We start from the raw sequence: 2,149 nt of genomic DNA on the forward strand, positions 1-2,149 counted from the left end.
ATATTACCAAATTGCTTTTTAGGTTTTATTTATAAAAGGATTAGTATTATCTGCAGCTAAACTAATCTATTTATCTTAATATATAACTTAACTCATTGGATTTACAATTTTCAGCATTATATAATAGAATAATTTTGTCATTAATTTTAATATTTTTTAGTATTTAGTCTAAATCTATCTACATGTATATTAGCAGTATTTAAAATTTATGTCAATATAATTTTGAATATTTTTATTTATTTTAATTTATATTATTTTTCTTTATTTCCAGTTAAATTATTTAAATAAACTAACTTTTTTCATTTAGTTAAATTACCGTTGAATACTAATCTAAGATAAAAAACATGTCAACTTAAAATATCATTAAGTGACATGTCTATAGATAAATTAATAATTATTTCTTAGAACTATTAATTATCGTCAAATTGTATCCACGTAGAAAGACCTTTAATCGTGGGATTTCTCATATAAATAAAATACCTATTTATCTAGTAAAAAATCAAGAGTGCCATTGGATGCACCTAGAACTCTTTCAATAGTATTTTGGTAAAAGATAATCAAATCATTGATTTTCTTAATATTAGCTTCACGATCATCTTCAAAAGCTGGGTCATTAATGAATTCAGCTATTTTCTCTTTACATAAGGAAGTCATACGGATATACAATTCTGCCATTTCTTTTGGATTAGTTGTATTGAAAATACCTTCTTCTATACCTTGATCAATAATAGTTTGAATATATTTTACATTGGTATTTAGAATATTTTGCATAAACTTTTTAGCTACATATGCATTTTCATCTTTCCTCTGCAATTCATATAATTGGCGATAAATTAATGCATTATCTTTTCTTAATTGGTTAGAGTCACAAAAAATATGTTCCAATTTGGCTACAGCAGATAAATCTTCATTATCAGAAATAACTTTTATCAATGTTTGCATCTCATGAGTAAGATACTCAATGATGGCATCCAAGAGTTCTTCTTTCGAGCTAAAATAGTAATAAAATGCACCTTTTGTAACATTAATAGCTCTTAGAATATCATTAATAGAGGTTTTTTCATAACCTTTTGTCTTGAACATTTCAATAGCAGTTTCAATAAATTCTTTTTTCCTTTCATCACCTTTTTTCGCTGTCCACATATATCATATCACCTTTTCCTTTCAATCCAGTCTAAGATGTAATTTAGAGCAAGAGAAATATTGCCTATTTGACAATGATGAGAAGCTGATTCCTCTTTTGTGAATATTCTTCCAGTAACAGATTTTGCATGAGTAAGTATCTCTCTCTGTTTATCAAAAAATGTAGTATAGATATCCTCTTCTCCTGCAAGCATAAGTACATCCTGATTAATATGTTTTGATATTTCTTTGGTATGATAGTTTTTCATGCTAATGAGATATTGGTGAATTGAATCAACACCAAATACATGATAACCATGAAGAATCAACCATTGCAAGAAAAGATTCTCAGATATCTTTGATTCTGCTTCCTGCCAAAAAGGATTATCTTTAAAAGGTAAAAAATGTTCAATTAACTCTTGTAAAGACTCTGGGAATTTATTTATAAAAGCTTGATAAAAATCATAAATTATATCATAGAGAACAATCCTGCCAATACGTTTTTCGAAAGCTGCAGCTCTAGCCGCTAGATACCCTCCCAAAGATATTCCTATTAATGTTACATCTTCTAATCCATAGTAATCAAGAATTACTGAAACAGGTTTTTCCCACTCATGTGTCAAGACCATACCATACTCATTAAGGGCACCACCTTGACCAGGACCTTCAAACATAATAATATCATACCCATTATCAACAAAAGTTTTGCAAAAAGGATACAGCTCTTGTATAAACGAATCATATCCACCATGTAGAATAATACAACCTTTACTTGATTGCTTTGCCGTTAATCTCATAACAGGTAAAAATCCCTTATCATATGGGACTTTTTCATATATGATAGGTTCGTTTGTATAAGCCTTAATATAGGCTTTCATGCATTTATCATATAACTCTTTTTTTTCAGGGTCATTACCCAAAGAAAAAAATTCAGCAGCACGTAAATATGTAGCACCTACAAGCCACCTATTATCATTTACAGCTTTTTCTCCAAGTTCTTTGAATACACTCTTTGCATTCTGTAAGT

General features: G+C 28.4%; 2 protein-coding genes. Both read right to left on the reverse strand.

Features of this window, described 5'->3' with window-relative positions:
• Positions 1-480 precede the first annotated feature (480 nt).
• Positions 481-1,143, reverse strand: a complete 663-nt coding sequence (locus AACQ14_RS23785) for a TetR/AcrR family transcriptional regulator (protein ID WP_339366022.1) — start codon at positions 1,141-1,143, stop codon at positions 481-483.
• 8 nt (positions 1,144-1,151) lie between these two features.
• The coding region (locus AACQ14_RS23790; RefSeq protein WP_339366023.1) for an alpha/beta fold hydrolase at positions 1,152-2,149 on the reverse strand (998 nt) is incomplete at its 5' end.

This window comes from Vallitalea maricola, from assembly GCF_036985595.1.
Lineage (GTDB): Bacteria > Bacillota > Clostridia > Lachnospirales > Vallitaleaceae > Vallitalea > Vallitalea maricola.